Here is a 25,679-nt window from a genome sequence, read left to right on the forward strand (position 1 = left end):
GCACAACGGCATGCCTTCTTCAAGTGCAGTCGCGCCCAATCGCGCCGAGTTGAGCCTGCGACCTTGGGAGGGGTTCACGCCCCCGCCGCGTCGAGCCCGAGGTCGAGAATCGGCGCGGAATGGGTGATCCAGCCGACCGAGATGAGGTCGACGCCGCTCGCGGCGATCGGCCCCACCGTCTCGCGCGAGACGCGGCCGGAGGCTTCGGTGAGCGCGCGGCCCGCCACCAGCGCCACCGCATCGGTGAGCATGGCGGGGGTCATGTTGTCGAGCAGCACCGCGTCGACACCTTCCGCCATCGCCGCGTCGAGCTGGGCCAGCGTGTCGACCTCGACCTCGATCTTCACCATGTGGCCGGCATGCGCCTTGGCGGCGCGGATCGCCGGCACCACCCCGCCGGCGACGGCGATGTGGTTGTCCTTGATCAGCACGGCGTCATCGAGGCCGAAGCGGTGGTTGGAGCCACCGCCCGCCCGCACCGCGTGCTTTTCCAGCGCGCGCAGGCCCGGCGTGGTCTTTCGGGTGCAGACGATCTGCGCCTTGCCATGCTGGCGGGCGATGGCGACGAGCCCCGCCGTGGCGGTGGCGATGCCGGACATGCGGCAGGCGATGTTCAGCGCCACGCGCTCGGCGGTGAGGATGGAGCGGGCGGAGCCTTCCAGCCGCAGCACCACGTCGCCCGGCGCCACCTCGGCGCCGTCGCTCCGCTCGACCACCAGCTTCAGCGCCGGGTCGATCAGTTCGAAGGCGATCACCGCCGCGTCGATCCCGGCGATCACCCCGTGCTGGCGCGAGGCGATCACCGCCTCGAAGCGGGCGGTGGCGGGGATGCAGGCCTCCGTCGTCACGTCGCCGGCGCGGCCGAGATCTTCCAGCAGCGCGGCGCGGATGAGGGGTTCCACCATCAGGCGGGGGAGGGGGGAGAGGTTAGATGGCATCGCTCGGTTCGCTTCACATTCAAGGCCCTCATGGCCGGGCTTGACCCGGCCACCCAGTCTTCTGGATCCCCGGGTCGAGCCCGGGGATGAGGGTGGTTCAAGGGCACCCCGTCGCGGGGGCCGGCGTGGAAAATCGGCTCACGCCCGGGCATGACGTTGTCATGGGAGTCCTCACGCCACCTGCCTGTTTTCAATGGCAGGGGCGGGCGTGTCGGCGAATCGCGTCTCGGAGTGCCGGGCCACCGCGCCGGGGGCGGGGTGGTCGGCGCGGAAATGCCCGCCCCGGCTCTCGCAGCGCCGCAGCGCGGCCTCAGTGATCGCCAGCGCCACCAGCGAGAAGTCGCAGCCGTCGCGGTCGGCGAGGGCGCCGAGCCGGGCGGCGGCGGCCTCCAGCCCGCCGGCCTCGCGCACCACGCCGACCTGCCGGTCCATCAGCGCGCGGATCTCCGCCCGGGCCGGGGAGCGCGGGCGCGGGGCGGCGGGTGGGCGCGGCGCTCCCGGCGCGGCGTCCTCGCCGGCGATGTCCTGCGCGATCCACCTTGCATAGGCGAGCGCTTCCAGCAGCGAGTTGCTGGCGAGCCGGTTGGCGCCGTGCAGGCCGGTCGAGGCGACCTCGCCGCAGGCCCACAGCCCCGCCACGCTGGCGCGCCCCGCCGCGTCCACACGAATGCCGCCCATATGGTAATGCGCCGCCGGCCGCACCGGGATCGGCGTCAGTGCCGGGTCGAGACCATGGGCGCGGCACAGGGCGACGACGCCGGGGAAGCGCGTCTCGATATGTTTCATCCGCGCGTCGAGCACCACGCTTTCGCCGGCGGCGAACTGGGCGAAGATGGCGCGCGCCACCACGTCGCGCGGGGCGAGTTCCTGCCCCGGCACCTCGGCCATGAAGCGCTCGCCGCGCCCATTGACCAGCCGGGCGCCTTCGCCGCGCAGCGCCTCGGTGGCGAGCGGCATCGGCGCCGGGCCGCCAGAGGCAGCGCGTTCGGGGGCTTCGCCCACCGCCATCGCGGTCGGGTGGAACTGCACGAATTCCATGTCGCGCAGCACTGCTCCCGCCCGCGCCGCCAGCGCCAGACCAGAGCCGACCGCGCCGAGCGGGTTGGTGGTGGCGCCATAGAGCCCGCCGAGCCCGCCGGTGGCCAGCACCACGGCGCGGGCGGCGAGGGTGAGCACGCGCCCTTCGCGGTCGCGTGCGGCGAGGCCGGCGATGCGGCCATTGCCGTCGGTGAGAAGTTCGCCCGCCCGCCAGCCTTCCAGCAGCGTGATCGAGGGACAGGCGCGCACGGCGCGGGTCAGCGCCTCAAGCACCACCCGGCCGGTGCCGTCGCCCTCGGCATGGACGATGCGCCGGCGGGAATGCGCGGCCTCCAGCCCGAGGGCGAGGCTGCCATTGGGGTTGCGGTCGAACGGCGTGCCGAGGCCGAGCAGCCAGTCGATCGCCTCCTCCGCCGCCGCGGCGACACGGCGCGCCACCAGCGGCTCGGAAAGGCCGGCGCCGGCGGCGAGCGTGTCGATGGCGTGCAGGTCCGGCCGGTCGTCGGCGCCGAGCGCGGCGGCGATGCCGCCCTGCGCCCAGCCGGTGGCGGCCTCCGCCCCCAGGGGCGAGGCGACGACCAGCGTGACCGGGAGCGGGGCGAGCCGCAGCGCGGTGGCAAGGCCCGCCACCCCGCCGCCGACCACGACGATGTTCTCACGCGACTGGTTCACGGAAAGGCCCTTGCAAGAGGGATCGGCGCCGGGGGCGCGCGCTCAGCGGATCGCCAGCATGCGCTCCACCGCGAGGCGGGCGCGGTCGGCAATGGCGGGGTCGATTTCCACCTGCGTGGTCATCGTCTCCAGCGCCCGGCGGATATTGGGCAGGGTGATGCGCCGCATATGCGGGCAGAGGTTGCACGGGCGCACGAACTCGATGTCCGGGTGGTTCACCGCCACATTGTCGGCCATCGAGCATTCGGTGATCAGCACCACCCGCGCCGGCTTCTCGTCGCGGACATAATCCGCCATGCCGGCGGTGGAGCCGGCATAATCGGCCTCCGCCACCACTTCGGGCGGGCATTCCGGATGCGCCAGCACCACGACGCCGGGATGGTTCTCGCGCAGGTCGCGAATGTCCTGCGGGGTGAAGCGCTCATGCACCTCGCAATGGCCCTTCCAGGCGATCAGCTCCAGCTCGGGAACGTCTTTCTGCACATTCTGCGCGAGGAACTCGTCCGGCAGCATGAGGATGCGGTTGACGCCCCATTCCTTCGCCACCGCGCGCACCACTTTGACCGCGTTGCCGGACGTGCAGCAATAATCGCTCTCGGCTTTCACCTCGGCCGAGGTGTTGACATAGGTGACAACAGGCACGCCGGGATAGCGCTCTTTCAGCAGGCGGATATCGGCGGCGGTGATGCTGTCGGCCAGCGAGCAGCCCGCGCCCATATCCGGCATCAGCACGGTCTTGGAGGGGTTCAACAGCTTGGCGGTCTCGGCCATGAAATGCACGCCGGCCATGACGATGACATCGGCATCCACCGTCACCGCCTCGCGGGCGAGGGCCAGCGAATCCCCGACGATGTCGGCCACCGTGTTGAAGATTTCCGGCGCCTGGTAATTGTGGCCGAGCACCACGGCGTTGCGCGCGCGCTTCAGCCGCTCGATCGCCTCGACCTCGCGGGCGATCAGCGGCCATTCCGCCGGGGTGACATGCTTGGCGACGCGGGCATAGAGCTGCCCAAGGGCCGGTGCGGCGGCGGGCGCCGCGAAAGCGGGCGCGAAGGACTCGGTGGGCTCGGCAGCCGCCGGGACATCGAACTCCAGCATCGTCCTCTCCCTTATGCTCGTTATGAGTATATCTAGGGCCAAAGAAGGCCGGGCAGCAGGGCCCGGCGGATCGTCATTATGCTAGGACTGAGTATAAGTTGCTGTCAACAGTTCGTCACAAATCGGGTCATGTGGAATTTGGATCGGGGACGGGCTTGATTGTATCGCATTTGAGATACACATTTCTACCAGAGGTGAGCCATGGCCCAGACGAGCATGATCCATATCCGTATCGACGATGAGACCAAGGAGCGCGCCACCCAGGCTGTTCAGGCCATGGGACTGTCGCTGTCGGACGCGGTCCGGTTGTTCCTCCATCGTGTGGTGGCGGATCAAGCGCTGCCTTTCGCCGTGCGGGTGCCCAACGCGGAAACCCAGGCGGCCCTGCGCGAGGCGGACGAGATCGTCGCAGCGCGCCGTGCCCGCTTCTCCACGGCGGACGCGCTTTTCGATGACATCGAAGCGAACGCCGGAAAGTAAGCGGGCGGCGCTGCCGCGCATCGCCGATTACACACGGTCTTTCCTGAAGGACTGGGAGCGGCTGTCACGGTCCGGGCGCTTCGACATGAGGCGCCTCAAGCAGGCGATGCTGCTGCTCATCGCCAATGACGGACCGCTCGGCCCGGAGTGGCTCGACCATCCGTTGAAGGGCGACTGGCAAGGCCACCGCGAATGTCACATTGGCGGCGACTTCCTGCTGATTTACACGGCCGACGACAGCGGCAAGACCGGGCTTGTTGTCTTCGTCCGCGCCGGCACGCATGCCGATCTCTTTGACGAATAGGTGAAGCGGCCTGTGGGGGACGACACCTCACCGCCGCCCGAACCCTCCCGGCAGGCGCAGCCCCGGCGCCGGGCGTTCCAGCAGCACCTCGCGGCGGAAGCGCACCAGCCGGGCGGGGCGCCCGCCGGTCTCGCTCGTGGTCTCCCCGGTTTCCTCGACGAGCCGCTGCTGCTCCACCAGCCGGCGGAAATTCTGCTTGTGCAGCCGGGCCCCGGACAGCGCTTCCACCGCCCGCTGCAACTGGCCGAGCGAGAAGGCGGGCGGCATCAGCTCGAACACGACAGGGCGGTATTTGATCTTGCCGCGAAGCCGGGCGATGGCGAGCGCCAGCATGCGGCGATGGTCCTCGCGCATCTCCTTGCCCGAGGGCGCGGCGGCGACACGCTCGGAGCCGCGCTCGCGCAGCGCCTCGCCGACCAGCCCGGCCTCATAGAGCAGTTCGTAGCGCTCCAGCACCCGCTCCTCGTTCCAGCCGGCCTCATTGCCGCCGCTGGCGCCGCCAAAGCACAGGGCGATGCGCTCGGCCCGCCGCTCGCTCAGCCGCCCCTGCGCCGCGCCGGCCGCCCAGGCGCGCAGCCCGTGTTCCAGCGTGTCGAGCACGGCGGGGCGCCCGCCGCGCCAGTCTTCCCAAGGGAAATAGCGGTACCAGCTCTGCCAGGCCGCATCGGTGTCGCCGGCCGGGCGCGCCTCGCGCACGAGAGCGAGATAGGCGAGCGAGAGCGCCCGGGTGCCATCCTCCCCCCGGTCGCGGTCGCCGAAGGTGTAGAGCTGCTCGACATAGCCGAGTTCCTGCAGCGTCTGCCGCTCCACCCAGTTGCGCAGGCCGGTCTCCAGCGTGCGGTGGCCGCGCTCCAGCGGGCCGGAGGGCAGCGAATCGCGCCCGTCCTCATGACGCAGGGTCAGCACTTTCGGGTCGTCCCCCGTTACCGCAACGATCACCGCCGACAGGCCGATGGCGAGCGTCGGCTCCGGCGCGGGCGGGGCGGGGGCGCGAGGCTCTGGGATCGGCGAGGGCGGCATCGTGTTCCGGGCGGTGAGGGTCGTTCGCGGCGCGTGCCCGTGCACAATAGCATGACGACGGCGGCGCGGCTTGCGTGCCGGGCCGGGGAGTGGCACTCCGGCAGAGGATGAAACGGAGGCTGAGATGAGCGGCAAGGTGGTTCTACCCGGCGGACACAGGGTTCCGGCGCTTGGCATCGGCACCTGGATGATGGGCGAGCGCCCGGAGGCGCGCGCCGAGGAGACCGAATCGGTGCGCCTCGGCGTCGAGCTCGGCCTCACATTGGTCGATACGGCGGAAATGTATGGCGAGGGCGCCTGCGAGCGCTTTCTCGGCGAGGCGCTGGCCGGGCTGCGCGACAAGGTTTTCCTTGTCTCCAAGGTCTACCCGCACAATGCGAGCCGCGCCGGGGTCGTCTCCGCCTGCGAGCGCAGCCTGCGCCGGCTGAAGACCGATCATATCGACCTGTATCTGCTGCACTGGCGCGGCAGCGTGCCGCTGGCCGAGACCATCATCGGCTTCGAACACCTCAAGAGCCAGGGCAAGATCCGCGACTGGGGCGTGTCGAATTTCGACACGGACGACATGAACGAATTGTACGAGACCCCGGGCGGCGAGGGCTGCGCCACCAATCAGGTGCTCTACAACCTCACCCGTCGCGGGCCGGAATGGGACCTTCTGCCCTGGCTGCAGGAACATGAAATTCCGCTGATGGCCTACAGCCCGATCGAGCGCGGGCGGCTGAAGAGCACCGGCGTGCTGGCCGATCTCGCCGCCAAGCACAATGCCCGGCCCTATCAGATCGCGCTCGCCTGGGCGCTGCGCATGCCCGGCAACATCGTCATCCCCAAGGCCTCGCGCGCCGCCCATATGCGCGAGAATGCCGGCGCCCGCGACATCCGGCTCGACGCGGAAGACCTCGCCGCGCTGGACGCCGCCTTCCCGCCGCCCTCGCGCCGGCGGGCGCTGGAAATGCTCTGAGCCTCGCCCGCCTCCCTCACCCGCCGGCCTCACTCGGCCGGGCAGGGGGCGGGCCGGCGCCGGGCGTCGGCGAACAGGTAGACGGCGACGGCCACAACCACCAGCCCGCCGCCGAACAGCGCCGGCGGGCCGACCCGCTCGTCATAGGCGAGCCACACCCAGAGCGGCGAGAGCGCCACGTCGAGCAGCAGCAGCAGGCCGGTCTCGCCGGAACGGATGTGCCGCCCGCCCATCAGGGTCAGCACATTGGCGAGGCCGGAGGTGAGCACGCCGAGCAGCGCGCAGGCCCAGAGCGAGAAGGCCGGCGGCAGGCCGGGCGTGGCCAGCGGCAGGGCGATCACCGCCGCGATCACGGCGGAGACCAGGCTGATCAGGGTGAGGTCGAGCCCGGGATGTTTCTTCGCCTGCACCAGCAGCCCGCCCCAGCTCAGCGTCATCAGCCCGGCGACCGCCATGCCGGCGGCATCGCCGGCCGACATGGCGGCGCCGGCGGTGATGGCGATGCCGATCGTCGCCGTCAGCGCCGCCGCGCCGAAGCGCCGGCTCAATCGCTCGCCCAGCAGCCACAGGCCGAGCAGCCCGGTGACGAAGGGCAGGGTGGCATAGACCGTCATGACCGCCGCCACCGAGGTCAGTTGCAGCGCGGCGATGTAGCCGACATTGCCGGCCACGGCGAGGCCGATGGCGACGAGGCCGCCGCGGCTGCCCATCCGGCCCAGCGCCTGCGCCTTGTTGCGCGTCGCCAGCAGCCAGATCGGCGCCAGCGCCAGCGCCGCGAACACCGAGCGCCACAGGATGATCGTCCACGCATCGAGATCGGCCATGCGCACGAACAGGCCCACCAGGCTCCAGAGCAGGGTGGAGAACAGCACCACGGCAAGACCGGCCGCGCGGGGGGTAAGCAAAGCGCCGGAAAGGATGGACATGACGGCCTCTCTATGTTCCGATCCCGCACAAGCTAGAGCGGAGTAGACCGGTCGTCTAGTAGGCAGGGCGATATGACAGAGAAATCATCCACGCGCGACAAAATCGTCGCCGCCGGCAGGAAGGCGATGCTGGAGCAGGGCTATGAAGGCACCGGCCTCGGCCCGCTTCTGGCCTCGGTGTCGGTACCCAAGGGCTCCTTCTACCATTTTTTCGGCAGCAAGCAGGAATTTGCCGGCGCGGTTCTCGCCGCCTATTCCATGCAGTATCGCCAGCAGCGGCAGGAGCTTTTCGCCGATGCGGCCCTCGGCCCGCTGGCGCGGATCGAGCGCCATCTGGTGCAGGTCGAGCGCGACTCGGTGGCGGATGCCGGGGTGCCGGGCTGTCTCTATGGCGTCCTCTCCCAGGCGGCGCCCAGCCTGGGCGAGGAACTGCGCGCCCAGCTCGAAGGCGCCTTCGCCGCCTGGGAGCAGGACCTCGCCGCGCTGATCGGCGAGGCCCAGCGCGCTGGCGAGGTCGATGACGCGCTCGATCCCGTCGAGATGGCGGCGCACATTGTCGACAGCTATGAGGGCGCGGTCATCCGGGCGCGCGCCGGCGCCGGCCCCGCCGCCTTCGCCCGCTTCCGCAAATTCGCGCTGGCGACGCTGCGCGGCCGATCGGGCGCCGCCGGCCCGGCGGGCGCCTGATCGCTCCCGCCCGCTGATCCTCACCGCCGGATGTCCCTGTGCCGCACGCCCCGCTGATCCGCCTGGAGAACGTCACCCTCACCCGCGGCGGGCGGGTGGTGCTGGACGATGTGTCGCTCGCCCTTCACGAGCGCCGCATCGGGCTGATCGGCACCAATGGCTCCGGCAAAAGCTCGCTGGTCCGCCTGCTCAACGGCCTGCTCACGGCTGACAAAGGCCGCGTCAGCGTGCACGGCCTCGACGCCGCCGAACAGGCAAGCGAACTGCCGCGCAAGGTCGGCTTCATCTTCCAGAATCCCGACCACCAGATCATCTTTCCCACCGTGGCGGAGGAAGTCGCCTTCAGCCTCGAACAGGCGGGCCTGCCGCGCCGGCAGGCGGCGAAGGAGGCCATCCCCGCGCTCGCCCGCTTCGGGCGCGCCCATTGGGCCGAGAGGCCGGTGCACGCGCTCTCGGAAGGGGAAAAGCAGTTCCTCTGCATCATCGCCGTGCTGGTGATGCAGCCGGCCCTGCTCATCCTCGACGAGCCCTTCTCCAGCCTCGACCTGCCGACCCGCCGGCGTCTGGAAGCTTTGGTGGCCGGGCTGGAGCAACAGGTGATCCTCGTCGCCCATGAGCTCGACGCCTTCGCGAGATATGACCGGGTGATCTGGCTGCATGAGGGCCGGCTGCGCGGCGACGGCCCCCCGGGCGAGGTGATCGCCGCCTATCGCGCCTTCGCCGAGGCGCTGGCGTGATCTCGCTTTATCTGCCCGAACGCACCTGGCTGCACGCCATTCCCGCCGGGGCCAAGCTGCTGGCGCTGGCGCTGATCAGCCTCATCGCCGCGCCGCTGGACAGCCTCCCCTGGCTGGCCGGCCTGCTCCTTGCCGTGCTGGCGCTCTACGCCTCGCTGGGAAAGCCGGCGCTGGCGCAGATCGCCCTGTTGCGCCCGCTCTGGCCGCTCTTTCTTATCCTGCTCGCCTTCCATTGGTGGAATGGCGATCCGCGCGCCGGCCTCGTCGTGCTGGCGCGCATTCTCGCCATGGTGCTGCTGGCCAATGCCGTGACCATGACGACGCGCATGGACGCGATGATGGACGCGGTGGAGCCGCTGCTGCGCCCGCTCGCCCTTGTCGGCGTGTCGCCGCGCGCCGTCGCCCTCGCCGTGGCGATGATGATCCGTTTCGTGCCGCTGCTGTTCGCGCTGTGGGAGGCGCTGAACGAATCCTGGCGCGCCCGTACAGGCCGTCGCGGCGGCTGGCGCCTGCTCGCGCCTTTCTGTATCCAGACGCTGAGACTGTCCCATCACACCGCCGAGGCGCTGGCCGCGCGCGGCGGCGCACCCCGGCAAGCCCGAAGATGAGGAACCGCTGATGAAAGACCGCAGCCTCGTGCAGATCGCCCTCTACGCCGCCATTTTCGCGGTGCTCGGCCTGCTGCCGCGTTTCGATCTGCCCTTCGCCGCCGGCGTGCCGATCACCGCCCAGAGCATGGGCGCGATGCTGGCCGGGGTCATGCTCGGCGCCCGGCGCGGCGCGCTCGCCATGGTGCTGCTGCTGTTCGTCGTCGCGCTCGGCGCGCCGCTGCTGGCCGGCGGGCGCGGCGGGCTCGGCGTGTTCTTCACCCCCTCGGTCGGCTTCATCTTCGGCTGGGTCGCGGTGGCCTTCGTCTCCGGCTGGCTGATGCAGGCGCTGCGCAAGGCGCCGGTGTTCCCGGCCGCGCTCATCGCCGCCGTCACCGGCGGCATTGTGGTGATGTATGCCTTCGGCATTGCCGGCATGGCGCTGGTCGGCGGGCTCTCCGTGCTTGACGCCACCAAGGCCTGCCTCATCTTCATCCCCGGCGACGCCATCAAGGCGGTGCTGGTGGCGCTGATCGCGCAGACCGTGGCGCGCGGCATGCCGGAAGCGCTGCTCTCGCGCAACGCCTGAGGCGATGGCCGCCACCCTCGGCGCCGGGCTGCCCGCCCTCGCGGCGGCGGCGCCCGGCCGCGCCGCGCTGATCTGTGATGGCGAGGTGGTGACGCGGGAAGCGCTTGCCGCCCGGGTCGGTGGGCTCGCCGCCCATCTCGCCGCCCGCACCCGGCCGGGCGCCGGCATCGCGCTCGCCATGGGCAATGCGCCGCAACTGGTGGAGGCCTTCTTCGCCTGCGCCGTCAGCGGCCGGCAGGCGCTGGTCTATGATCCCTCTTGGCCCGCACCCTACCGCGCCGCCATCGACGCCGCGCTCGCCCCGGCGCTGACCTTGGACGAGGCACCCGACGCCGCTGCGGCCCCGTTCCCGCCGCCGCCCGCGCCGGAGGCGCCGTTCTATGTCGGCTTCACCTCCGGCTCCACCGGCCTGCCCAAGGGCTATCGCCGCGCGCACCGTTCCTGGATCGACAGTTTCAAGGTGAGCGAAGAGGCGTTCGGCCTCGGCGAACAGGATGTGGTGCTGGCGCCCGGCGGGCTCGCCGCCTCGCTGCATCTCTATGGCGTCGTCCACGCCCTGCATATCGGCGCGACGGCGGTGATGCTGCGCCAGTTCCACCCGCGCCGGGCGCTGCGCCTCATCGCCCGCCAGGGCGTCACCGCGCTCTATGCGACGCCGACGCAACTGCAGATGCTGGTCGATGCCGGGGCGGGCGAGAGCTTTCCAACAGTGCGCCTCATCATGATTTCCGGCGCCAAATGGCGGGCGCAGACGCGGGCGGCGGTTGAGGCGCTGTTCCCCCAGGCCGGCCTCGCCGAGTTCTACGGCGCCTCGGAAACCAGCTTCATCACCCTCGCCCGGCCGAGGGAGGCGGTGCCACCCGGCTCGGTCGGCCGCGCCGCGCCGGGCGTCGCCCTGCGCATCCGCGACGCTTCCGGCCGTGATCTGCCCGCCGGCGAAGCGGGGACGATCTGGGTCGCCAGCGCGATGCTGTTCGATGGCTATGCCTGCGGCCACGCCCCGGAAACACGGCGGGAGGCCGGTTTCCTCACCATTGGCGACCATGGCAGGCTCGACGCCGACGGGTTCCTGTATCTGCACGGGCGGGAAAAGCGCATGCTCGTCACCTCGGGGCTCAACGTCTATCCCGAGGAAGTGGAGAGCGTGCTTGCCGGCCTCCCCGGCATCGAGGAAGCCGCTGTCTTCGGCCTGCCGGATCTTTTGCGCGGCGTCGAGCTTGTGGCGGTGCTGCGCGGCCGCTTCGATGAGCCGGCCCTGCGCGCCGCCTGCCGTGCCCTGCTGCCGGCGGCGAAGATTCCCCGCCGTTTCCTCGCCCTGGCGGAGTGGCCGCGCACCTCGGGCGGCAAGGCGGATCTGCGGGCGCTGGAGGCATTCGCCGCCGAAAGGCTGAGGACCGGGGGGCAGGCGCGATGAACCCCGCCTTCCTCCTCGCCGCCCGCCGCACGGCGGTGGCTCCGCGCGGCGGCGCCTTTCGCGCCGTGGAGGCGCATGACCTCGCCGCCCCGGTGCTGCGCGCCTGCCTGGATGACGCGGGCGTGGCGCCGCATGAAGTCGATCACGTCCTTCTCGGCAATGCCCTGTCCGGCGGCGGCAATGTCGCCCGCCTCGCCGCGCTGGCCGCCGGCCTTTCCGAAAGCGTGCCGGCGCTGACGGTGGACACGCAATGCTGTTCCGGGCTCGACGCCATCCAGCTTGCCGCCTGCCTCGTGCAGTCGGGGGCGGCGCGTCTCGTGCTCGCCGGCGGGGTGGAGAGCTTCAGCCGCTCGCCCTTGCGCGGCACCCGGCCGAAAGCGAAGGGCGAGGCGCCTGTCTTCTATGACCGCCCGCCCTTCACCCCCTGGCCGGCGCGCGATCCGGACATGATCGAGGTGCTGGCCCGCGCGGCGCAGGGCTATAGCCGCGAGCGGCAGGCGGAATTCGCCATTGCGAGCCACGCCAGGGCGCTGGCGGCGCGGGAGAGGCTGGAAGCGGAAATCGTCCCGGTGGCGGGCCTTGCCTTCGACAGCTTCACCCGGGCGCTGACCCCGGCTTTGTGCGCCCGCGCTCCGGTGCTGCATCGCGAGGGCGCGAGCGAACTCGACGCCGCCGGCGTGGCCGTGGAAGCGGACGCCGCCGCCGTGGTGCTGGTCGGCGCGCAAGGCTGGGCGGACCGGCGCCGGCAGGGCGGCCATCCGGTGGCCGAGGTGTCTTTCGCCCGGTCCTTCGGCGGCGCGGCGGACAACCCGCCGGAGGCGCTGGACGACGCGCTGGCGCGGGCGCCGCTACCGGACTGGCGAGAGATTTCCGTCGTCGAGCTGATGGAAGCCTCCGCCGGGCAGGCGCTGACCACTTGCGCGCGCGCCGGCCTCGACCCGGCCAGCATCAATCGCGGCGGCGGGGCGCTGGCGCGCGGCCATCCCATCGGCGCCTCCGGCGCCATCCTCGCCGTGCGCCAGTTCCATGAACTCGCCCGCGAGGCGCCGGGCATGCTCGGCCTTTCCGCCATCGCCGCCGCTGGCGGGCTCGCCAGCGTGCTCATGTTGCAGCGCCTCTAAACAGGCGTTTGCGGCGCCCCGCCTCCTTGTGCAGGATGCAGCACGAATCGTCCGCAGAAGGCGATCCTTCATTTCGGGAGAAGGGCCGTCGGCCGCATGAACGCGATCTCCTCACGCCAGCAGGATATTCTCGGCCTCGCGCGCGCCCAGGGGCGGGTGAGCGTCGAAGACCTCGCCAGCCGTTTCGATGTCTCGCCGCAGACCATCCGCAAGGATCTGAACGATCTGTGCGTGCGCCGGCTGATGTCGCGCGTGCATGGCGGCGCGGTCGTCGCCTCCGGTGTGGAGAACCTCGCCTATGAGGCCCGCCGCGCCATGGCGCAGGGCGCCAAGCGCGCCATCGCCGAGGCCGCCGCCAGCATGGTGCCCAACCGCGCCTCGCTGTTCATCAATATCGGCACCACCACGGAAGAGGTGGCCCGCGCCCTGGCCGACCATGAGGACCTTCTGGTCATCACCAACAACCTCAACGTCGCCACGCTGCTCTACCGCCATCCCCGCATCGAGCTGATCATGGCCGGCGGGCCGGTGCGCCAGGCCGACGGGGCGGTGATCGGCTCGGCGGCGGTGGATTTCGTCCGCCAGTTCCGCGTCGACTATGCCGTGATCGGCGCCTCGGCGATCGAGGAGGACGGCACGCTGCTGGATTTCGACTATCGCGAGGTGCAGGTCGCCCGCGCCATCATCGACAATGCCCGCCAGATCATTCTGGTGGCCGACCGCTCCAAGCTGGAGCGCACGGCGCCGGTGCGCATCGGCTCGATGTCGGAGGTCGACACCTTCGTCACCGACACCGTATCGTCGCCCGAGCTGCGCAATGTGTGCCAGCGCGAGCAGGTGGAACTGATCGAGGTCGGTTCGCTTGACGAGGACGGGTTCTAGAGCACGCGCCGATCAGCCTGCATCGCGAGCTGATCGGATAATGCGTTCTCTATCTTAGAGTTAGAGTGCGATCCCGCACTGCAACAGCGGGGCGGCGCGCGCCGGGGCCGGAGAGCCCTGAGCCGTTCGCGGCGCCCCATCCCCCCAACCGCCGGAGGAGAGACGAATGGAACTGCGCCGCCTTGGACGCTCGGATATTCTGGTGCCGCCGCTCTGCATCGGCGGCAATGTGTTCGGCTGGACCGCCGACGAGGCCACCTCCTTCCGCCTGCTCGACGCGCTGTTCGACGCCGGCCTGTGCTTCATCGACACCGCCGATATCTATTCCCGCTGGGCCGAGGGCCATAAGGGCGGGGAATCCGAGACCATTATCGGCCGGTGGATCAAGGCACGCGGCAATCGCGACCGGCTGGTCATCGCCACCAAGGTCGGCGCCGATATGGGGCAGGGCGGCGTGTGCCTGAAGCCGGACTATATTCGCGCCGCCGTCGACGCCTCGCTGTCGCGCCTGCAGACCGACTATATCGACCTCTACCAGTCGCATTGGGACGATCCCGACACCCCGTTCGAGGAGGTGCTCGGCGCCTATGACGAACTGGTCCGCGCCGGCAAGGTGCGGCTCATCGGCGCCTCCAACCTCACCGCGCCGCGCCTGTTCGAGGCGCTGGCGGTGGCCACGCGCGAGAAGCTGCCGCGCTATGAGACGCTGCAGCCCGAATATAATCTGTGCGAGCGCGCCGGCTATGAGGCGGATGTCGAGGCGGTGTGCGCGGCCAACGGCCTCGGCGTCATCCCCTATTTCTCGCTCGCCGCCGGCTTCCTCACCGGCAAGTACCGCAGCGCCGCCGATGCGGCCAAGAGCGTGCGCGGCGGCGAACTGGTGGCGAAATATCTCAACCCGAAAGGCGAGGCGATCCTCGCCGCGCTGGACGAGGTGGCCGCCGCCCATGGCGCCACGCCGACGCAGGTGGCGCTCGCCTGGGTGATGGCGCGGCCCAGCATCACCGCCGCCATCGCCAGCGCCTCGCGGCCGGAACAGCTTGCCGATCTCATCGCCAGCGTCGATCTTGCGCTCACCGGCGCGGATATCGCCCGGCTCGACAAGGCCAGCGCCTGGAAGGACTGATCCCATGACCACCCGCAGCCCCGCCGAGATCGCCCGCTTCATCGCGGCCGGGCGCGGCACCGCCCCGGCGGACCTCGTCATCAAGGGCGTGCGGATGCTGGATGTCATCACCGGCACGATCACCCTCACCGACATCGCGGTGGTGGGCGAGCGCATCGTCGGCACCTATGGCAGCTATGAGGGCGCGCAGGCGATCGACGGCGCCGGGCTGTTCGCCGTGCCGGGCTTCATCGACACCCATCTGCATGTGGAATCCTCGCTCGTCACCCCGCTGGAATTCGACCGCTGCGTGCTGCCGCACGGCGTCACCACGGCGATCTGCGATCCGCATGAAATCGCCAATGTGCTCGGCATGGAAGGCATCGCCTATTTCCAGCGCTGCGCCGGGCACACCCTGATGGATCTGCGCGTCCAGCTTTCCTCCTGCGTGCCGGCCACCTCCTTCGAGACCGCCGGCGCCGAACTCGCCGCGCCCGATCTCGCTTTGCTGCGCGGCCACGCCTCCGGCATCGGGCTGGCCGAATTCATGAACTTCCCCGGCGTGCTGTTCGCCGATGAAGGGTGTCTGGCCAAGCTGTCGCTGTTTTCCGACGGGCATATTGACGGCCACGCCCCGCTGCTGCGGGGCCGGGACCTCAATGGCTACATCGCCGCCGGCATCCGCACCGAGCATGAGGCGACCTCGCTGGAGGAAGCGCGCGAAAAGCTGATGAAGGGCATGTCGGTGCTCATCCGCGAGGGCTCGGTCTCCAAAGACCTGCACGCGCTGATCCCGCTGATCACGCCCGACACCTCCGCCTTTCTCGCCTTCTGCACCGATGACCGCAACCCGCTCGACATTGCCGAGGAAGGCCATCTCGACTTCATGATCGCCGAGGCGATCCGCCATGGCGCGCCGCTGCACCATGTCTACCGCGTGGCGAGCTGGTCGGCGGCCAACGCCTTCGGCCTCACCGATCGCGGCCTTCTCGCCCCGGGGCGGCGGGCGGACATCGTGCTGGTGGAGAGCCTGGAGGCGTGTTCGGTCCGCGAGGTCGTCGCCGCCGGGCGGCGGGTGACGCCGGAACTCTTCGCCGCGCGCGGCAGCGTGCCTCCGGTCGGCCTCGATTCGGTGAGGGCGCGCGAGGTGACGGCGGCGGATTTCCGCATCCCGGCGAAGGAGAGCGCGACCCGCGTCATCGGCGTCGTGCCGGGCCGCATCATCACCGAGGATGTGCATCTCGACCTGCCGCTGGTCGACGGCGAGAAGCAGGTCGATCTCGACAAGGACGCGGTGAAGGTCTGCGTGGTCGAGCGGCACGGCCTCAACGGCAATATCGGCCGCGGCTTCGTCCATGGCTTCGGCATGAAGCGCGGCGCCATCGCCTCCTCGGTCGGCCATGACAGCCACAACATCACCGTGGTCGGGGTGGACGAGGCCGATATGGCGCTGGCGGTGAACCGCCTCATCGCGCTGCGCGGCGGCTTCGCGGTGGCGCAGGGCGGGGAGGTGACGGCCGAGCTCGCCTTGCCCGTCGCCGGGCTGATGGCGGACACGCCGTTCGAGGCGGTGCGCGAGGCGCTGATTCCGCTGCGCGCGGCGGCGAAGGCGCTCGGCGTGGTGCTGGCCGAACCCTTCCTTCAGGTGTCCTTCCTGCCGCTGCCGGTGATCCCGCATCTCAAGATCACCGATCATGGCCTGTTCGATGTCAACGCCTTCGCCCTGCTGGAGCCCGCCCCACCCCCTGCCGGCAATGGGTGAGGGCCTTTCGAGGAGCTTTGGGCACCTTTGGTGTCCCCGCCCGGCGCATGTTGTTTGTCCCGTCATCCCGGACGGTCCGCAGGACCGATCCGGGACCGCGTGACAATAGGGGAGGTGAGCGGTCCCGGCTCTGCGCTGCGCTTCGGCCGGAATGACGATGGCGGCGGAGCCCTCCATACCCGGATTCTGCCGCCCCCTCCCGTCCGCCGGCCCGATCTGCTAGACCTGCCCGCCCTGTTCGAGATCCTCGCCAATGGCCCGCCTGCGCTCGTCCGTCTTCCTCGTGCTGCTGGTCCTGTGGACCGTGCTGCTCGCCCTGACGATTCCCTATTACGCGCTGCGCAACGAACCGCGCCTCATCCGGCGCTTCTCCCGCTTCTGGGCCGACGGGGTGATGGGGATTCTTCGCCTCGTCGGGCTGTCCTACCGCACCATCGGCGAAGAAAACCGCCCGCCGGAGCCGGCGCTCTATGTCGGCAACCACCAATCCGCCTTCGAGACCATCGCCGCCGCCGTGCTCATTCCCGATGTCGCCATCGTGCTGAAGGAGGAGCTTTACCGTATCCCGGTCTTCGGCTGGTTCCTCAGGCGCTCGCCGATGATCGCCATCGACCGCGCCGGCGGCGCCTCCTCGGTGAAGAAGATGTTCCGCGAGGGCCGCGAGGCCAGCGAGCACGGGCGCAATCTGCTGATCTTCCCCGAAGGCACCCGCCGCGCGGTGGACGAGCGGGCGGAGTTCCATCGCGGCGTGCTGCTGCTCTACAAGGCGCTGGACCTGCCGGTCGTGCCGGTCGTCAACAATGCCGGCCTGTTCTGGCCGGCGCGCAGCTTCAGCATCCGGCCGGGCACCATCACCGTCTCCTATCTGCCGCCCATCCCCTCCGGCCTGCCGGACAAGGAGTTCATGGACCGGCTGACCGAGGCGATCTATGCGGAGCGCGACCGGCTGGTGGCGCAGGAGCGGAGTGGTTCATGAGCGCGGCGGGCACAAGCGAGGCGGGCATCGTCATTGTCGGGGCGGGACAGGGTGGCTTCCAGGCGGCGGCGTCGCTGCGGGAAGCCGGCTATGAGGGCCGGCTCGTTCTGGTCGGCGACGAGCCGGGCCTGCCCTATCAGCGCCCGCCGCTGTCCAAGGCCTATATGAAGGGCGAGGCCGGCATCGAGCAGATCGAACTGCGCGCCGCCGCCTTCTATGCCGATCACCGCATCGAGCTGGTCAACGCCCGCGCCACCGCCATCGACCGCGCCGGCCGGCGCCTCGTGCTGGAGGACGGCACGGCGCTGCCCTATGCCCATCTCATCCTCGCCACCGGCGCCCGCAACCGGCCGCTCCCCGTACCGGGGCACGATCTCGCCGGCGTGTTCTATCTGCGCACACGGGCGGATGCCGACGCGCTGAAAGGCCGGCTGGAGGGCGCCCGCCGCGTGGTGGTGATCGGCGCCGGCTTCATCGGGCTGGAATTCGCCGCCGTCGCCCGCGCGCTGGGCCATGAGGTGACGGTGCTGGAAGGCGCCAGCCGCGTGCTGGCCCGCGCCGTCTCCCCCGAAATGTCGGCCTTCTTCGCCAGCGCCCATGCCGCCATGGGCACAGACCTCGTGCTCGGCGCCGGGGTGATCGGGCTGGAGGGCGAAGCGGGCGACGCAGGGCACGTCACCGGCGTCAAGACCGGCGATGGCACGGTCTACCCCGCCGATTTCGTGCTGGTCGGCATCGGCGTGGTGCCGAATGTCGAGCTCGCCGCCGAGGCCGGGCTGGAGGTGGCGAACGGTATCGTCGTCGACGCGCATCTGGCCACCATGGACCCGGCGATTTCCGCGCTGGGCGATGCGGTGGCCTATCCCAGCCGCTTCGCAGGCGGAAATGTCCGGCTTGAATCGGTGCAGAACGCCGCCGATCAGGCGCGCAGCCTCGCCCACCGGCTCACCGGCAAGGTGGCGCCCTTCGACGCGGTGCCGTGGTTCTGGAGCGACCAGGCCGATCTCAAGCTGCAGATCGTCGGCCTCGCCGCCGCCACCGACAGCGCGGTGCTGCGCGGCGACCCCTCTTCGCGCCGCTTCTCGGTGTTCCGCTTCCGCGACGGCGTGCTCACCGCCATTGAGAGCGTCAACCGCCCGGCCGACCATATGCTCGGCCGCCGCCTGCTCGCCGGCACGCCGACGCTGACGCCGGAACAGGCGGGCGACGAGGGCTTCGAGCTGAAGACGCTGCTGGCGAAGTGAGGGCCGGCCGCATCGGCCTCACTGGCCTCACTGGCCTCATCGTCCACCTCACTGCACCGGCTAGGCGGGGGCAAAACACGCCTTTACACTCGGGCGGAACCCCACCCCCCGGAACTTCCGATGGCCTTTTCGCTGCGCCAGCTCCAATATTTCGTCGCGGTGGCGGAGAATGGCTCCGTCTCTTCCGCCGCGCATACGCTGTCGATCTCGCAATCGACGGTGACGGAATCGCTGCGCGAACTGGAGCTCGACCTTGGCATCACCCTGCTGGACCGCCACGCCCGCGGCGTCGATCTTACGCTGAAGGGGCATCATTTCCTGCGCCATGCGCGCAAGATTCTCGGCGATGTCGCCGATGCCCGCCGCGCGCTGGCGGGCGCGGAGCCGGCGGCGCTCACCGGGCGGCTGGCGGTGGGGGTGACGCCGCTGGTCGCCGGCTATCTCTATTCCGACCTCGTCGCCCGCTTCCGCCGCGCCTTTCCCGGCGTCACGGTCGAGGCGGTGGAAGATGCCGGCGACTATCTCGAACATCTTCTGATCGGCGGCGAACTCGATGTCGCCGTCATGGTGCTGCCGCCCGGCCGCTCATCGGCGGCGCTGCAGACGCAGACGGTGGAAGTCTCGCCCTATCGCGTCTGGATGCCGCTCGGCCATCCCGCGCTGGCGGATGAGCGGGTGAGCCTGCGCGATCTCGGCACCGAGCCGCATGTGCTTCTCACCATTGATGAAATCGCCGAGGCGTCGGAAATCGTCTGGCGCCGGCTGGGCCTGCGCCCGCCGGTGGCGTTCCGCACCCGCTCGGTGGAGGCGGTGCGCTCGCTGGTGGCGACGGGCGCGGGCGTGGCGGTGCTGCCGGACCTCACCTACCGGCCCTGGTCGCTGGAAGGCGACAAGATCGAGGCCCGCACGCTGGTCGAATCCGTGCCGGCGGTGGAGGTGGCGACCGCCTGGCGGCGCGGCTCGCCGCTCTCCCCCGCCGCCGCCGGCTTCGTCGCCATCGCCGCGACCCGCCAGGGCGGGCGGGGGCGGTGACGGGCGTATCGGCGTCCCTCATCCCCGGAGCTCGATCCGGGGATCCAGCCTTGCGGTGAGCGGGGTCGTCAACCCCCTGGATGGCCGGGTCAAGCCCGGCGATGAGGGTAGCAGAGGGAAATATCGACCCATCGGTTTATCCGATGGCAGCTTTCTGATCTTTGGTGTGGCGCGCCGCGCGACGCAGGGTCACACTTCGTTCAAAGGGCCGCCAGCGCCCGCAGAACAGAGGGAAAAGATCATGCCGCGCCTCTCCCATTATCTGCGCCTGCCGGCGCTAGCCGCCGGCGCCTCTCTCGCATTGAACCCTGTTTTTGCTGCGGAAATGTCCGCCGTCGGCAAGGGCGAGGGGCAGGTCGATATCGTCGCCTGGGCCGGCTATATCGAGCGCGGCGACACCGACAAGGCCTATGACTGGGTCACCGATTTCGAGAAGAAGACCGGCTGCAAGGTCAATGTGAAGACCGCCGGAACCTCCGATGAGATGGTGGCGCTGATGAATGAGGGCGGTTTCGACCTCGTCACCGCCTCCGGCGACGCCTCGCTGCGCCTCATCGCCGGCAAGAAGGTCGCCCCCATCAACACCAAGCTGATCCCGAGCTGGGGCACGGTGGATGAGCGGCTGCAGGATGCGCCCTGGCACACCGTCAATGGCGTGCATTATGGCGTGCCCTATCAGTGGGGCTCCAACGTGTTGATGTACAACACGGAAGCGTTCAAGGGCGAGACGCCCAAGAGCTGGAGCGTGGTGTTCGAGGAGCAGACGCTGCCGGACGGCAAGTCGAACAAGGGCCGCATTCAGGCGTTTGACGGGCCGATCTACATCGCCGATGCCGCGCTCTACCTGATGGCGCACAAGCCGGAACTGGGCATCAAGGACCCCTATGAGCTGACCGAGGCGCAGTACAAGGCCGCGCTCGACCTGCTGCGCGAGCAGCGCAAGATCGTGCAGCGCTACTGGCACGACGCGATGATCCAGATCGACGACTTCACCAATGAGGGCGTCGTCGCCTCCTCCTCCTGGCCGTTCCAGGTCAACCTGTTGCAGAGCCAGAAGAAGCCGATCGCCTCCACCATTCCCAGCGAAGGCGCCACCGGCTGGGCCGACACCACGATGATGCACGCCGACGCGGCCCATCCCAACTGCGCCTATATGTGGATGGAGCATTCGCTTTCGCCCAAGGTGCAGGGCGATCTCGCCTCCTGGTTCGGCTCGGTGCCCGCCGTTCCCGCCGCCTGCAAGGGCAATGAGCTGCTCGGTGCCGAAGGCTGCAAGACCAACGGCATGGAGGAGTTCGAGCGCATCCATTTCTGGCGCACCCCGGTGGCCAAATGCGCCACCCAGGCCGAAGGTTGCGTGCCTTATTACCGCTGGGTGTCCGACTATATCGCCGTGCTGGGCGGGCGGTAGGTCGTCCTCGCCCGCCGTCCTCCCCAGGCGTCCGGGCGAAAGCCCGGGCGCTGAGGGAGGGGCGTTGGGCGGCAGACGAGCAACTTTTGCCGCGCTCTGGGCGCCACTTGTCCATCCCCACACCCCCTCATCCCCGGGCTTGACCCGGGGACCCAGCTTCGCCGCCGATTGTGCCGGCCCAACGTCTGGGTGGCCGGGTCAAGCCCGGCCATGAGGGGTGATGAACGCCCGACCACGGCAGAACGCCCGCCCTACCCTGTTTTCAGCCATCTTCCTCCGCCGCCCCCGGAATCTGTTCATGCACGCTCACGCCGCCCCGCTCGCCTTGCCGGCCGTCCGTTTTGCCCGTGTTGTCAGGCATTTCGGCGCGGTGCGGGCGGTTGACGGGGTCGACCTTTCCATCGCGCCGGGCGAGTTCTTCGCCATGCTCGGCCCGTCCGGCTCGGGCAAGACCACCTGCCTGCGGCTGATCGCCGGCTTCGAGCAGCCGGACGACGGCCATATCGAAATCTTCGGCGAGACGGTGGAAGGCCTGCCGCCCTATCGCCGGGCGGTGAACACGGTGTTTCAGGACTACGCGCTGTTTCCGCATCTCTCCGTGGGCGAGAATGTCGCCTATGGGCTGCGGGTGCGCGGCGTCGGCCGGGCCGAGCGCGAGCGGCTGGCGCGCGAGGCGCTGGCGCTCGTCAAGCTCGCCGGCATGGAAACGCGCCGCCCCGCGCAGCTTTCCGGCGGCCAGCGCCAGCGCGTGGCGCTCGCGCGGGCGCTGGTGGTGCGGCCGAAAGTGCTGCTGCTCGACGAGCCGCTGGGCGCGCTCGATCTCAAGCTGCGCGAGGAAATGCAGAGCGAACTGAAGGGTTTGCAGCGCGCGCTCGGCCTCACCTTCGTCTTCGTCACCCATGATCAGGGCGAGGCGCTCTCCATGGCGGACCGCGTCGCCGTGTTCAATGAGGGGCGGATCGTGCAGGTCGGCCCGCCGGAAGAGGTGTACGAACAGCCGGCGACGCGCTTCGTCGCCCGCTTCGTCGGCTCGGCCAATGTGCTGGAGGCGCGCGAGGCGCAGGCGCTGGGTGGGCCGGCGCGGCCCTCTAGCCTGCGGCCGGAGAAGATCCTGCTGCTACCGGCGGGCGCTCCGGTGCCGGAGGGCGCGGCGCTGGTCGAGGCGCGGGTCAGCGACATTTCCTATCAGGGCCCGGTGCGGCGCCTCAGCGTGATTACCGGCGCGGGGCTCGCCCTCACCGCCGCCGTCCCCGCCACCGCCGGCGGGGTGATGGCGGGAGCCGACATCCGCCTCGCGGTGCCGGCCGGGGCGGTGCGGCCGATGGAGGGCGAGGAATGAGCCTCAGCCTCGATCTTCCGGTTCCGCGCGAGGTCGTGCTGCGCCGTCTGTCCGACCTGCTGGTACGGCGCGGCCGGCTGCTCACCCTGCTGTTGCTGATGCCGCCGCTCTTATGGCTGGGCCTCGTCTATCTCGGCAGCCTGTTCGTCTTCCTGGCGCAATCGGTTTTTTCGATAGACGAGTTCTCCGGCACCATCGTCCGCGAGCCGACCACCGCGACGCTGCTGGAGCTGTTCCGCCCCGCCAATTACGACATCGTGCTGCGCACCATCGGCATTTCCGCTGCGGTGACAATTCTTTGCGCGATCATCGCCTTCCCCATCGCCTATTACGCCGCCCGCTATGCCGGGCCGAAGGTGAAGGCGGCGTTCTACCTCGCGGTGATGATGCCGCTGTGGTCGAGCTATCTGGTCAAGGTCTATGGCTGGAAGCTGCTGCTGGCCAAGGAAGGCGCCATCGGCTGGTTCGCCGGCAAGCTCGGCCTCACCGGCGCGCTGGAGGCCTGGCTGGCGCTGCCGCTGGTCGGCGGGCCCTCGCTCTCGGTCAGCTATACCGGCATGGTGCTGACCTTCACCTATCTCTGGCTCCCCTTCATGATCCTCCCGGTCCAGGCGGCGCTGGAGCGTGTGCCGCCGCATCTCATTGAAGCGGCGGGCGATCTCGGCGCGGCGCCGGGGCTTGTCTTTCGCACGGTGATCCTGCCGCTCGCCATGCCGGGCGTGGTGGCCGGGGCGATCTTCACCTTCTCGCTGACGCTGGGCGACTACATCGTGCCGCAGATCATCGGCACCTCGGCGCTGGTGCTGGGACAGGCGGTGTACACGCTGCAGGGCACGGCCGGGAATATTCCGCTGGCGGCGGCCTTCTCGCTGGTGCCGATCCTGGTCATGGCGGTGTTCCTCACCCTCGCCAAGCGCACGGGGGCGTTCGATGCGCTGTGAGGGGCTGTCTCAAGTCAAAGTGCCCTCATGCCCGGGCTTGACCCGGGCACCCAGAGGGCCGGGATCGGCGCCTGCCAATCTGGGTCCCCGGGTCAAGCCCGGGGATGAGGGGGCGATAGAGGCCGGGAGGAAGCCCGCATGACCCGCGCCCCGCTCCCCCTGAAGATCGCCGCGCTTGGCGGGCTGGCCTTTCTGCACATCCCGCTGCTGTTCATCCTGCTCTACTGCTTCACCACGGAAGAGAAGAGCTATGCCTTCCCTCCGCCCGGCTTCACGCTGAAATGGTTCGGCGTGGTGTGGGGGCGGGCCGATATCTGGGCGGCGGTCGGGCTGTCGCTGAAGGTGGCGTGCATCGCCACTCTGCTGGCGCTGGTGCTCGGCACGCTGGCCGCCGGGGCGCTGGCGCGGGCGCGCTTCTTCGGCCGCGAGCCGATCTCGCTGCTGTTCGTGCTGCCCATCGCCCTGCCGGGCATCGTCACCGGCATCGCCCTGCGCCAGGCTTTCGGGCTGATGGAGATCCCCTTCTCGGTGTGGACCATCGTGCTCGGCCACGCCACCTTCTGCATCGTCGTCGTCTACAACAATGCGGTGGCGCGGCTGCGGCGGCTCTCGCCCTCGCTGATCGAAGCGTCGATGGACCTCGGCGCCGATGCGTTCCAGACCTTCCGGCTCGTCATCCTGCCCAATATCGGCACGGCGCTGCTGGCGGGCGGCATGCTCGCCTTCGCGCTGAGCTTCGACGAGGTCATCGTCACCACCTTCACTGCCGGCCAGCAATCGACTTTGCCGATATGGATGCTGTCCGAGCTCATCCGCCCACGGCAGCGGCCCGTCACCAATGTGGTCGCCGTGCTCGTGATCCTCGTGACCTTCCTGCCCATCCTCGCCGCCTATTATCTCACCCGCCATGGCGAGGCGGTGGCCGGCTCGGGAAAATAGGAGACGCCCCATGACTGCCCTTTCCGACACCCAGATGCTTATCGGCTCCGCCTTCGTCGCCGGCACGGAAACGCCGGAGGTGGTGCTGAACCCGAAGACCGAGGAAACGCTGCTCGACCTGCCGGAAGCCTCGGTCGACCAGGTCGACGCGGCGGTGAACGCGGCCGACAAAGCCTTCCGTACCTGGTCGCGCACCACGCCGGCCGAACGCGCCACGCTGCTGCTCAAGCTTGCCGATCGTATTGAAGCTGAAGCGGAATCCTTCGCCACGCTGGAGGCGTTGAACTGCGGCAAGCCGCGTCACGCCGTGCTCAATGACGAGCTTCCCGGCGTCGTCGACTGCTTCCGCTTCTTCGCCGGCGCGGCGCGCACCCAGCACGGCATGGTGGCGGGCGAATATCTCGCCGGCCACACCTCGATGATCCGCCGCGACCCGATCGGCGTCGTCGCCTCGATCGCGCCGTGGAACTACCCGCTCATGATGGCGGCATGGAAGCTGGCGCCGGCGCTGGCGGGCGGCAATACGGTGGTGATCAAGCCTTCCGAGCAGACGCCGCTGACGCTGCTGAAGCTGGCGAAGCTCATCGCCGACCTGTTCCCGGAAGGCGTGGTCAATGTCGTCGTCGGCCGCGGCGAGAGCGTCGGCAATGCGCTGATCCACCATCCCAAAGTGGCGATGGTCTCGCTCACCGGCGACATCGCCACCGGCAAGAAGGTGCTGACCGCCGCCGCCAAGACGGTGAAGCGCACCCATCTCGAACTCGGCGGCAAGGCGCCGGTGATCGTGTTCGACGATGCCGACATCGACGCCGTGGTCGAAGGGGTGAAGGTGTTCGGCTATTACAATGCCGGCCAGGACTGCACCGCCGCCTGCCGCATCTATGCGGGGTCCAAGGTCTATGAGAAGCTGGTGGCGGACCTCGCCTCCGCCGTCTCCGGGCTCAAATTCGGCCAGGCGGATGACGGCGAGAACGATATCGGCCCGCTCATTTCCGCCCGCCAGCGCGCCCGCGTCGCCTCCTTTGTCGAGCGCGCCGCCGAACTCAACCACATCGAGATCGCCACCGGCGGCAAGCTCGCGGGCGGGGAGGGCACCGGCAAGGGCTTCTTCTATGAGCCGACCGTCGTCGCCGGCGCGCTGCAATCGGACGAGATCGTCCGCCGCGAAGTGTTCGGTCCGGTCGTGTCGGTGACGCGCTTCACCGATGTCGACGAGGCGGTGGGCTGGGCCAATGACAGCGATTACGGCCTCGCCTCCTCGGTGTGGACGCGCGATGTCGGGCGCGGCATGGCCACCGCTTCGCGACTGCAATATGGCTGCACCTGGGTGAACTGCCATTTCATGCTGGTGAGCGAGATGCCGCATGGCGGCCTCAAGCAGTCCGGCTATGGCAAGGATCTCAGCGCCTATGCGCTCGAAGACTACACGGTGGTGCGCCACGTCATGGTGAAGAACGCCTGATCTTTGGTCGGCGG

25 protein-coding genes are annotated in these 25,679 nt (G+C 69.7%); 20 read left to right on the forward strand and 5 right to left on the reverse strand.

Going from position 1 to position 25,679, the window contains the following annotated elements:
* Window positions 1-74: 74 nt before the first annotated feature.
* From nadC to nadA, 3 genes are all read right to left on the reverse strand, one after another.
* Window positions 75-938 carry a carboxylating nicotinate-nucleotide diphosphorylase gene (nadC, locus tag AAC979_RS01700; protein ID WP_371345093.1) on the reverse strand — a complete coding sequence of 288 codons (864 nt, stop codon included), beginning with the start codon at window positions 936-938 and terminating at the stop codon, window positions 75-77.
* 171 nt (window positions 939-1,109) lie between these two features.
* The gene (locus AAC979_RS01705) at window positions 1,110-2,648 is read right to left on the reverse strand and encodes an L-aspartate oxidase (protein WP_371345094.1); all 1,539 of its coding nucleotides are present in this window, start codon (window positions 2,646-2,648) and stop codon (window positions 1,110-1,112) included.
* A 42-nt stretch (window positions 2,649-2,690) separates the two neighbouring features.
* On the reverse strand, window positions 2,691-3,746 hold the full coding sequence (gene nadA / locus AAC979_RS01710; RefSeq protein WP_371345095.1) for a quinolinate synthase NadA: 1,056 nt from the start codon (window positions 3,744-3,746) through the stop codon (window positions 2,691-2,693).
* A gap of 201 nt (window positions 3,747-3,947) precedes the next feature.
* Here nadA and AAC979_RS01715 point away from each other — a divergent pair, with 201 nt between their 5' ends.
* Together AAC979_RS01715 and AAC979_RS01720 are read left to right on the forward strand one after the other, a co-directional pair.
* Window positions 3,948-4,226, forward strand: coding sequence for a type II toxin-antitoxin system RelB/DinJ family antitoxin (locus tag AAC979_RS01715; protein WP_371345096.1), 279 nt, complete (start codon window positions 3,948-3,950; stop codon window positions 4,224-4,226).
* Window positions 4,198-4,530 carry a type II toxin-antitoxin system YafQ family toxin gene (locus AAC979_RS01720; RefSeq protein WP_371345097.1) on the forward strand — a complete coding sequence of 111 codons (333 nt, stop codon included), beginning with the start codon at window positions 4,198-4,200 and terminating at the stop codon, window positions 4,528-4,530. Before AAC979_RS01715 ends, AAC979_RS01720 begins: the two co-directional genes overlap by 29 nt.
* 27 nt (window positions 4,531-4,557) lie before the next feature.
* Here AAC979_RS01720 and AAC979_RS01725 read toward each other — a convergent pair whose 3' ends face one another.
* Window positions 4,558-5,550 (reverse strand): hypothetical protein, encoded by a 993-nt coding sequence (locus AAC979_RS01725; protein ID WP_371345098.1) that lies wholly within the window; start codon window positions 5,548-5,550, stop codon window positions 4,558-4,560.
* Window positions 5,551-5,674: 124 nt separating this feature from the next.
* Here AAC979_RS01725 and AAC979_RS01730 point away from each other — a divergent pair, with 124 nt between their 5' ends.
* Window positions 5,675-6,511 (forward strand): aldo/keto reductase, encoded by an 837-nt coding sequence (locus tag AAC979_RS01730; protein ID WP_371345099.1) that lies wholly within the window; start codon window positions 5,675-5,677, stop codon window positions 6,509-6,511.
* 29 nt (window positions 6,512-6,540) lie between these two features.
* Here AAC979_RS01730 and AAC979_RS01735 read toward each other — a convergent pair whose 3' ends face one another.
* Window positions 6,541-7,437: a DMT family transporter gene (locus tag AAC979_RS01735; RefSeq protein ID WP_371345100.1), complete on the reverse strand. Its 897-nt coding sequence runs from the start codon at window positions 7,435-7,437 to the stop codon at window positions 6,541-6,543.
* 72 nt (window positions 7,438-7,509) lie between these two features.
* On the opposite strand from AAC979_RS01735, the gene AAC979_RS01740 reads away from it, so the two are divergent.
* The 17 genes from AAC979_RS01740 to AAC979_RS01820 all read left to right on the forward strand — a co-directional run bounded on the left by AAC979_RS01740 (window position 7,510) and on the right by AAC979_RS01820 (window position 25,665).
* Window positions 7,510-8,124: a TetR family transcriptional regulator C-terminal domain-containing protein gene (locus tag AAC979_RS01740; RefSeq protein ID WP_371345101.1), complete on the forward strand. Its 615-nt coding sequence runs from the start codon at window positions 7,510-7,512 to the stop codon at window positions 8,122-8,124.
* A gap of 38 nt (window positions 8,125-8,162) precedes the next feature.
* On the forward strand, window positions 8,163-8,861 hold the full coding sequence (locus AAC979_RS01745) for an energy-coupling factor ABC transporter ATP-binding protein (RefSeq protein WP_371345102.1): 699 nt from the start codon (window positions 8,163-8,165) through the stop codon (window positions 8,859-8,861).
* Complete coding sequence (locus AAC979_RS01750) at window positions 8,858-9,469, forward strand: CbiQ family ECF transporter T component (RefSeq protein WP_371345103.1); 612 nt, start codon at window positions 8,858-8,860, stop codon at window positions 9,467-9,469. Before AAC979_RS01745 ends, AAC979_RS01750 begins: the two co-directional genes overlap by 4 nt.
* 10 nt (window positions 9,470-9,479) lie before the next feature.
* The gene (locus AAC979_RS01755) at window positions 9,480-10,037 is read left to right on the forward strand and encodes a biotin transporter BioY (RefSeq protein WP_371345104.1); all 558 of its coding nucleotides are present in this window, start codon (window positions 9,480-9,482) and stop codon (window positions 10,035-10,037) included.
* Between the two features lie 4 nt (window positions 10,038-10,041).
* Entirely contained in the window at window positions 10,042-11,451 is a 1,410-nt protein-coding gene (locus AAC979_RS01760) for an AMP-binding protein (RefSeq protein WP_371345105.1), read from the forward strand.
* Window positions 11,448-12,572: a beta-ketoacyl synthase N-terminal-like domain-containing protein gene (locus AAC979_RS01765; protein ID WP_371345106.1), complete on the forward strand. Its 1,125-nt coding sequence runs from the start codon at window positions 11,448-11,450 to the stop codon at window positions 12,570-12,572. Before AAC979_RS01760 ends, AAC979_RS01765 begins: the two co-directional genes overlap by 4 nt.
* 96 nt (window positions 12,573-12,668) lie before the next feature.
* Window positions 12,669-13,454: a DeoR/GlpR family DNA-binding transcription regulator gene (locus AAC979_RS01770; protein WP_371345107.1), complete on the forward strand. Its 786-nt coding sequence runs from the start codon at window positions 12,669-12,671 to the stop codon at window positions 13,452-13,454.
* A gap of 166 nt (window positions 13,455-13,620) precedes the next feature.
* On the forward strand, window positions 13,621-14,580 hold the full coding sequence (locus tag AAC979_RS01775; protein WP_371345108.1) for an aldo/keto reductase: 960 nt from the start codon (window positions 13,621-13,623) through the stop codon (window positions 14,578-14,580).
* A 4-nt stretch (window positions 14,581-14,584) separates the two neighbouring features.
* Entirely contained in the window at window positions 14,585-16,321 is a 1,737-nt protein-coding gene (ade, locus tag AAC979_RS01780; RefSeq protein WP_371345109.1) for an adenine deaminase, read from the forward strand.
* Between the two features lie 253 nt (window positions 16,322-16,574).
* On the forward strand, window positions 16,575-17,297 hold the full coding sequence (locus AAC979_RS01785) for a lysophospholipid acyltransferase family protein (protein WP_371345110.1): 723 nt from the start codon (window positions 16,575-16,577) through the stop codon (window positions 17,295-17,297).
* Complete coding sequence (locus tag AAC979_RS01790) at window positions 17,294-18,541, forward strand: NAD(P)/FAD-dependent oxidoreductase (protein ID WP_371345111.1); 1,248 nt, start codon at window positions 17,294-17,296, stop codon at window positions 18,539-18,541. The genes AAC979_RS01785 and AAC979_RS01790 overlap by 4 nt, the downstream gene beginning before the upstream one ends.
* A 120-nt stretch (window positions 18,542-18,661) precedes the next feature.
* On the forward strand, window positions 18,662-19,573 hold the full coding sequence (locus tag AAC979_RS01795) for a LysR substrate-binding domain-containing protein (protein ID WP_371345112.1): 912 nt from the start codon (window positions 18,662-18,664) through the stop codon (window positions 19,571-19,573).
* A 241-nt stretch (window positions 19,574-19,814) separates the two neighbouring features.
* On the forward strand, window positions 19,815-20,984 hold the full coding sequence (locus AAC979_RS01800) for an ABC transporter substrate-binding protein (protein WP_371345113.1): 1,170 nt from the start codon (window positions 19,815-19,817) through the stop codon (window positions 20,982-20,984).
* Window positions 20,985-21,282: 298 nt separating this feature from the next.
* A complete protein-coding gene (locus AAC979_RS01805; protein WP_371345114.1) occupies window positions 21,283-22,323 on the forward strand; it encodes an ABC transporter ATP-binding protein in 1,041 nt (346 codons plus the stop codon).
* Window positions 22,320-23,264, forward strand: a complete 945-nt coding sequence (locus AAC979_RS01810; RefSeq protein WP_371345115.1) for an ABC transporter permease — start codon at window positions 22,320-22,322, stop codon at window positions 23,262-23,264. Before AAC979_RS01805 ends, AAC979_RS01810 begins: the two co-directional genes overlap by 4 nt.
* Before the next feature lie 138 nt (window positions 23,265-23,402).
* Window positions 23,403-24,203 carry an ABC transporter permease gene (locus AAC979_RS01815; protein WP_371345116.1) on the forward strand — a complete coding sequence of 267 codons (801 nt, stop codon included), beginning with the start codon at window positions 23,403-23,405 and terminating at the stop codon, window positions 24,201-24,203.
* A 10-nt stretch (window positions 24,204-24,213) separates the two neighbouring features.
* On the forward strand, window positions 24,214-25,665 hold the full coding sequence (locus AAC979_RS01820; RefSeq protein WP_371345117.1) for a gamma-aminobutyraldehyde dehydrogenase: 1,452 nt from the start codon (window positions 24,214-24,216) through the stop codon (window positions 25,663-25,665).
* The last annotated feature ends 14 nt before the right edge of the window (window positions 25,666-25,679 follow it).

Origin of the sequence: Ancylobacter sp. IITR112 (assembly GCF_041415945.1) — a bacterium.
In the GTDB taxonomy this organism is placed as follows: domain Bacteria; phylum Pseudomonadota; class Alphaproteobacteria; order Rhizobiales; family Xanthobacteraceae; genus Ancylobacter.